The 7,708-nt window shown below is 44.4% G+C and carries 5 protein-coding genes; all 5 read right to left on the reverse strand.

What is annotated here, in order from left to right:
* Nucleotides 1-171 precede the first annotated feature (171 nt).
* Nucleotides 172-3,603 (reverse strand): pyruvate carboxylase, encoded by a 3,432-nt coding sequence (locus ACYQ4S_RS09735; RefSeq protein ID WP_459770863.1) that lies wholly within the window; start codon nucleotides 3,601-3,603, stop codon nucleotides 172-174.
* A 270-nt stretch (nucleotides 3,604-3,873) separates the two neighbouring features.
* Complete coding sequence (locus tag ACYQ4S_RS09740) at nucleotides 3,874-4,731, reverse strand: metal ABC transporter permease (RefSeq protein ID WP_459770865.1); 858 nt, start codon at nucleotides 4,729-4,731, stop codon at nucleotides 3,874-3,876.
* Nucleotides 4,668-5,384: a metal ABC transporter ATP-binding protein gene (locus ACYQ4S_RS09745; RefSeq protein WP_346024048.1), complete on the reverse strand. Its 717-nt coding sequence runs from the start codon at nucleotides 5,382-5,384 to the stop codon at nucleotides 4,668-4,670. Before ACYQ4S_RS09745 ends, ACYQ4S_RS09740 begins: the two co-directional genes overlap by 64 nt.
* Before the next feature lie 127 nt (nucleotides 5,385-5,511).
* Nucleotides 5,512-6,738: a metal ABC transporter solute-binding protein, Zn/Mn family gene (locus ACYQ4S_RS09750; protein ID WP_459770868.1), complete on the reverse strand. Its 1,227-nt coding sequence runs from the start codon at nucleotides 6,736-6,738 to the stop codon at nucleotides 5,512-5,514.
* 128 nt (nucleotides 6,739-6,866) lie between these two features.
* On the reverse strand, nucleotides 6,867-7,397 hold the full coding sequence (locus ACYQ4S_RS09755) for a hypothetical protein (RefSeq protein ID WP_346024419.1): 531 nt from the start codon (nucleotides 7,395-7,397) through the stop codon (nucleotides 6,867-6,869).
* Nucleotides 7,398-7,708: the final 311 nt, after the last annotated feature.

Below are 7,708 nucleotides of genomic sequence, written 5' to 3' on the forward strand. Positions count from 1 at the left end.
CCTTCAATGATTTGAGTAAGTGGTCGGGAAACCAACTTTATCTTATCATGAAGTGAGGCTTTTTTTGACCCCACGCTGAAAGCTATCCTTAACCCCCGGCATAGCCGGGGGTTTTCAAAGTACAGAAAAAGAAAAGAGACCCGTCTGCCAAGGGTCTCTTCACCAAAAATTTTATTTAGTTTCAATTTCAACAAGCAAATCATTAGACTGAATCTGATCGCCTTCTTTGACAAATAAGCGTTCAACTCGTCCGGCAATTGACGAACGGATCGTCGTTTCCATCTTCATTGCCTCAGTTATAACAATCGGTGCACCTTTTTCGACTTTGTCACCACGCTTGACCAGAACCTGAAGAACAGAACCGGGCATCGTTGCACCAATATGTCCTTTATTGGACGGTTCAGCTTTCTTGCGGACCGCTTTGGTCGTCGTTACACTCTTGTCCTGAATTTCAATCTGACGGGCCTGGCCGTTCAGTTCAAAGTAAAGGGTACGGTTACCTTCCAGATCAGGGTCACCAATCTGATTCAGCTTGATGATCAACGTTTTCCCTTTTTCAAGAGTCACTTCGATCTGCTCACCCATACGCATGCCGTAGAAGAAGGTCGGTGTATCAAACTTGTTCACTTCTCCATACATATTATAGAAGAAGGTGTAATCCAGGAAGACCTGTGGATACATGATGTAACTGATGACCTCTTCCATACTCGGTTCTCTGTCCAGGTGTTCGCCGAGCTCAGCCTTGACCTTCTCAAAATCCATCGGCTCCTTGTATTCCCCTGGTCTTTTCTCAAGCGGTTTATCTCCTTTGAGAACGATCTCCTGCAGACGTTTCGGGAATCCGCCTTCGGGTCTGCCGAGCTCACCTTTAAAGAAGCTGACAACTGATTTAGGAAAATCGATGTCCTCTCCTTTATCGTAAATGTCCTGTTCGGTCAGGTCATTTTGAATCATGAACAGAGCCATGTCTCCTACTACTTTGGAAGACGGCGTTACTTTGACAATATCCCCGAACATATGGTTCACGACAGCATAAGCCGCTTTGATATCGTCCCAGCGATCCTCAAGGCCGACCCCTTTGGCCTGCTGTTTGAGGTTCGTGTACTGTCCACCAGGCATCTGGTGCGTATAGACTTCAGTAGACGCAGCAGGCATGCCTTCTTCAAAATCAGCATAGTATTTACGTGTATCTTCCCAGTATCGGTTCAGCTGCTCTACATTCTGTATATTGAAATTAGGCGCATGGGATGTTCCTTCCAGTGCATAATACAGACTGCTCATGCTCGGCTGACTTGTTTTTCCACTTAATGCACTCTGAGCGACATCGACAATGTCAACACCGGCACGAATCGCCGCACCATAGGTATAGACGCCATTTCCGCTCGTGTCATGCGTATGCAGATGAATCGGTATCTTCACAGTGTTTTTCAGTTCGCGGATCAGACGATAGGCAGCATGCGGTTTAAGCAGTCCTGCCATATCTTTGATTGCAAGAATATGGGCGCCCATTGCTTCCAGCTCTCTTGCCATCCGCTTATAGTAATCCATCGTATACTTAGTCTGAGACGGATCGTTCAAGTCACCCGTGTAGCAGATGGCCGTTTCTGCTATCTTGTTCTCATCCCTAACAAACTGAATACTTTTCTCCATCTGAGGAAGCCAGTTCAGGCTGTCAAATATTCTAAAGACATCGATTCCGTTAGCTGCTGCCAGACGGATGAATTCCTGAAGGACATTATCCGGCAGATTTTCATACCCAACACCGTTCGATCCTCTGAAGAGCATCTGGAGTAAAGTATTCGGCATTTTCTGACGGAGTTTTCTTAGACGCTCCCATGGGTCTTCGGTCAGGAAGCGGTAAGACACATCAAATGTGGCGCCTCCCCACATTTCCAGAGAGAAGAGTTCAGGTATCGCCTGCTCCGTCTGTTCAGCAATTGCCAGCATATCTTTCGAACGCATACGTGTTGCCAGCAGACTCTGGTGGGCATCTCTGAACGTCGTATCAGTCATCAGGACTGAGTTCTGTTCTTTAAGCCACTGGGCTACTGCTTCGGGACCATCTGAATCCAGAATATGTTTAGGATAGACGATATCTTTAGAAGGAAGGATAAGTTTCTCCGGCATTCTTGGTTTCTTGTTCGCTTTTTTCTCTACTTTTCCGATTCCCGGGAACCCATTGACCGTTACATTTCCGATATACTGTAGAGATTTATTCCCTCTGTCTCTCAGCTTTGAATACTCGAAAAGTTCCGGTGTTTCATCAATAAATCGTGTCGTCGCTTTCCCTGAAGAAAACTCAGGGTGCTTGAGTACGTTGATCAGGAAGGGAATATTAGTTTTTACGCCTCGAATTCTGAATTCGATCAGAGACCGTGTCATTTTCTGAACAGTTTTTTCATAGTCCATCGCCTGAGCAGACAGTTTAACTAAAAGTGAATCGAAAAATGGAGTAACGACTGACCCCTGGAAGCCATTCCCTGCATCCAGTCGGATACCAAACCCACCCGGTGAGCGGTACGTATTGATTTTTCCAGTATCAGGAAGGAAATTATTTACTGGATCTTCAGTTGTGATCCGGCACTGAATAGCTGCACCGTTCAGTCGGATATCTTCCTGATGAGGCAGTCCGACTTCTTCAAACAGATTTTTTCCTTGAGCGATCAGAATCTGGCTCTGAACGATATCGATTCCGGTCACCATTTCAGTGATCGTATGCTCAACTTGTACACGGGGGTTTACTTCAATAAAGAAAAATTCGTCGTTTTCAAGCAGAAACTCTACTGTCCCTGCGTTGACATAGTCGACATGCTTCATGAGTTTGACCGCTGTTTGGCACAGTTCTTCTCTCACTGAAGGAGACAGGTCTACACATGGAGCTACTTCGACTACTTTCTGGTGACGTCTTTGAACAGAACAGTCTCGTTCATACAGGTGGACGATATTCCCATGACTGTCCCCAAGGATTTGAACTTCGATATGCTTGGGGTTGGAAATATAGCGTTCGACGTAAATATCGTCACGGCCAAACGCCGCTTTCGCTTCACTCCTTGCCCGCTCGAATCCTTCTTCAGCTTCGGCTTCGTTATGAGCTACACGCATACCGCGTCCACCGCCACCTAAAGCGGCTTTCATCATGATCGGATATCCGAATGTGCGTCCGAATGCCTTGACCTCTTCAACACTGTCGACCGGCCCGTCTGTTCCTGGAATAGTAGGAATACCTGCTTCTTTGGCTACTTCCTTAGCTTTCAGTTTATCTCCAAACACATCCAGATGACGCGTTTCCGGTCCGATGAAAATGATCCCTTCCTCTTCACAGCGTTCTGCAAAGCCCAGATTTTCAGATAAGAACCCGTATCCAGGATGGATCGCTTCAGCACCCGAATCTTTAGCAATAGCAATAATGCTTTCAATGTCTAAGTATGCATCGATGGGCTTCTTTCCTTCTCCCACCAGATAAGCTTCATCTGCTTTAAACCGGTGAACGCTCGCTTCGTCCTCCTGAGCGTATATAGCAACCGTTGAAATCCTTAATTCATGCAGGGCTCTAAATATTCGGATAGCAATCTCGCCCCTGTTGGCAACCAATACTTTCTTCATTTAGCCTTCACCTCAACCTTATTTGATTTGACTATTTATCATTCTATTTTAACCTTACTCTCTATTTTACCAGAGATTGGCTCCATAAGAAAAGAATATTTTTCATTGTCTCAGAAATCAAAAAGGGATGCCATCGATAGGCATCCCTCTATGCTGACATCTATAAAAAGCTTGTTCAGTAACTTACCACATTTATTCCTTCTCACAAAGACCCTCAATCAAGGAAAAATCACCTGTCCTTGGTTGAGGGTCCCTTTTTTATCTTGCAAATTAATCTGTATCGCCAGTTATATTTCTGCGACGGGTCAGTCGTTCATACTGGGAGGCCGAGAATAGTTTCTTTATAGCAGTGGTCAACCCAAAAATGAAAATAAATATCAGGGTGATCGATGCTCCTGGCGGTGTGCCGTATTGATACGAAGCAGTGAGACCGCTCAGCATTCCGATAACTGCAATGACTATGCCGATAAGGATAACGCCATTAAAACTCTTGCTTAACCGCATGGAAATTGCAGCTGGGAGAATAATAATCGCCGTCACTAGTAAGGCGCCTACAATTGGCATGATGACTGCTATCGTCACACCAGTCAGTACGTTGAACAGAATCGACATACGCTTAATCGGAAGGCCAGCTGTAAATGCCGTATCTTCATCGAACGTCAGAATATACATCGGTTTTCTGAAAATAATGTATAAGCTCCCGATCGACAGGGTCAAGCCAAGCAGAAGCCAGATCTGCTGCTGGCTTATCGTAACGATGGATCCGAACAGAAACTGGTTGATATTCAGTGATGCACCGCCTTCGTTCAGACCTAGAAGAACCAGAGCGACTGCCATCCCTCCGGACATCAGCATTGCTACTGATATTTCAGAATATGTCCGGTATATCATTCGAAGATACTCCAGTAAGATGGCTACGCCTATCACGACTATAATATTTGTCCAGGTCGGGTCAGTACCTAACAGCATCCCAAGTGCCACCCCGGCAAGCGATACATGCGAGAGGGTATCCGCCATCAGAGACTGTCTTCTCAAAATCAGAAAAAGCCCCAAAACTGGTGCAATCAGTGAGATGAGGAATGATGCCTGGAAGGCTCTTTGCATGAATCCATAGAAAAACATCTCCAAGGAGAATCCTCCTTCCGTATCAGTTCGATATGTTTATTCGCATATTGACGCAGCTCTTCATGATCATGCGTCACCATCAGTATGCCTTTTCCATGATCCTGACTGTTATGCTTAAGTAAGCGATAAAATTCTTCACGGGAATGGCTGTCCATACCTGTGGTCGGTTCATCCAGGACAAAGAGATCAGGGTCCGTTGCAAATACTCGGGCAATCGAAATACGCTGCTTCTGACCCCCGGACAGTTCACCTATTTTCTTGTGACGCATATCCCACATACCAACGGATTCAAGAGATCGTCTGACATGTTCCTTATCTTCTTTATCCAGTTTTTTGAACCAGCGTCCTCTAGGGTATCTCCCTGACTGAACGAGTTCCAGAACAGTACTTGGAAAGCCTGCGTTAAATGAAGAAACCTGCTGAGGAACATAGCCTACAACGAGTTTTTCATTCCATCTATTTGTTCTGGACAGAGTGACGTTTCCTTTCGACGGTTTAAGAAGTCCCAGGATATTCCGTAATAAAGTTGTTTTTGCTGCCCCGTTTTCACCAGTCAGCATGACAAAATCACCGGAGTTCACCTCAAAAGAGATATTTTCCAGGACGGGTTCATCTTCATAATGGAAAGCAAGGTCATCGACTGTAATATATTGCATAAATTATCGACCTTTCTTAGATAGATTCGCTCTTAAGTATAGCATTTTATCCAGCATTTTTCAGCTGAATCTGTTAAACAGAAGACGAGGTGTGCCGTTTTAAACTGCGCACACCTCGTTAATTGATTTAGTTGATGGACTGTTTCAGTGCTTCGAGATTTTCTCTCATTGCTTCTATATATCCAAGACCTTCAGCTTGCAGTTCTTCTGACAAAGTTTCCAGATCATGCAGAACGGCTGTTTCTGTTCCAGTCTCATTGGCTACTGTCTGGGCAATCGCCGAATTGGCACCCTGCTGATAGTAAATGACCGGCACGTCGTATTCATTCACCAGCTGGTTGATTTCAGCTATTCTTGAAGGACTTGGCTCCACTTCTGTAGAAAGCCCGCCGATTGCTATCTGATCCAGATCATACCTGGCTGCAATATAGCCGAAAGCCTGATGCTGAACAATAAAGGTTCTATTTTCCGCACCCTCGAAAGCTTCCAGATAATCTTCATGAAGTGCAGACAATTCATTTATGAACTGGCCTGCGTTTTCCTGATAGCTCTCTGCATTCACCGGATCTGCTTCAATCAGTGCTTCCATGATAAGCAGGACCTGATCTTGTGCAAGGACAGGATCAAGCCAGATATGAGGATCTTCTTCTTCATGATCATCAATGTGTACATGAGCCACTTCTGATTGTGCGAGTTCATTTCCATCACCATCAGTTGCTACAGCCTGTACCAGAATATCTTCTCTTTCAATCTGGTATTCGAACCGGTCAGATGTCAGGTTATCGACCTGTTCCCATTGGCCTTCTTTTTCCATGACATACCATTGCCAGTCTTCTGCCTGTTCATATTGAGCCATTAAAGTGACGGTATCACCACTATGATAGTGGCCTGCCAGACCAATGATCTGAACATCCTCAGGAAGATTTGCCACTGGTTCAGCTGAAAAGTCTGTTTCATTTCCACTTGACGCCGGTGAGTCATAATGCCTTTCCGTTCCCAGACCGTCAGCTGTTCGGACAACTTTCAGTTCTTCATTCTCAATTGAATTCAGCAGGCTGGGTACCCAGAACTCCATTTCCTCACTTGTATAGATGAACAGATCTGCATTATTGATTCCTGCAATATCCCGAGCACTTGGTTCATAACTGTGTGGATCTGCTCCTCCACCTACCATGAGAGAAATATCTGCATGCTCACCAGCCACCTGCTGAGTAAATTCATACACAGGATAAAAAGAAGTGACAATTGATAAGTTATCATCTGATGTTTGTTCAGAATTTTCTGGCGTACATGCACTTAAACCAAGAATTGCGAGAATAAGAGGCAGCAGCCCATACATTTTTTTATTAATCATCGTTAACTCCTTATGGTTGTAAATCGTAATCATTACGGTAAATAAAGTATCATGAGAATAGATACTCTGTCAAATTATAATTTCATAAGAGAAGGCAGCCAACTATATCAGCTGCCCACATTTTCTTTTTAATGATTGTCCACTTCAATCTCAACAGCTTCAGATTGTGCATATGGTGCGTGTGCATCATCGTAAAGAACAGCCCTAACGTTTACTGTTGCTTCAGGTGCTTCCATAAACAGGTCTTGAGTATGCTGGCCGGAAATGATTTCCCATTCATCAGCATCATCTTCCCGGCTGTACCAGTGCCAGTCATCGTAATCTGTCTCTTCTGACATGACAGCCGTCAGTTCAACTAGTTCTCCAGTGTGGTAATGTTCCGCCACTCCTTCGATCGTGATCAGCTCTGCGACATCTGCATCAGCTTCATCATGTTCTTCTTCGGCCTCTTCATCAAGAACAGCAGTGTCGTCCGCTTCTGTATCTTTATCGCTGTCTTCTTCTAGTGCAGCTTCGTCACCTGTTTCTTCTTCAGTTCCTTCTTCTTCAGCCATATCTGTCGTGTTATCTTCTACACCTTCATCTTCTGCTGTATCACAGGCAGCTAAGTATAAACTCATTAAAGCAACTCCAGAAAGTTTGATCCATTTATTCAACACAATTATTCCTCCTATATAAGTAAATCGTAACCGTTACGTTTTACATTTAACCATGTTCCGCAGATGATGTCAACCACCTTTTTTGTAAAAACTTTCGTTACACCTCGTAATGAGCAGCCAGACTACTAAGAATCACGGGAGAATAATGGTCAGGAGTGGATTTTTGTCAGGCAAAATAAAAGGGGCTGGGAAAAAACCAGCTCTTAACAAACAAAAAGAACAATGAAAACCGTCGGTTTTAGATGGTCTTCATTGTTCTTTTGTATTTTTTCTGAAGATGTAGAAGTACATCCTCCTTTTCTTCGGAGTTC

It is taken from the genome of Alkalibacterium sp. s-m-28 (assembly GCF_054658175.1).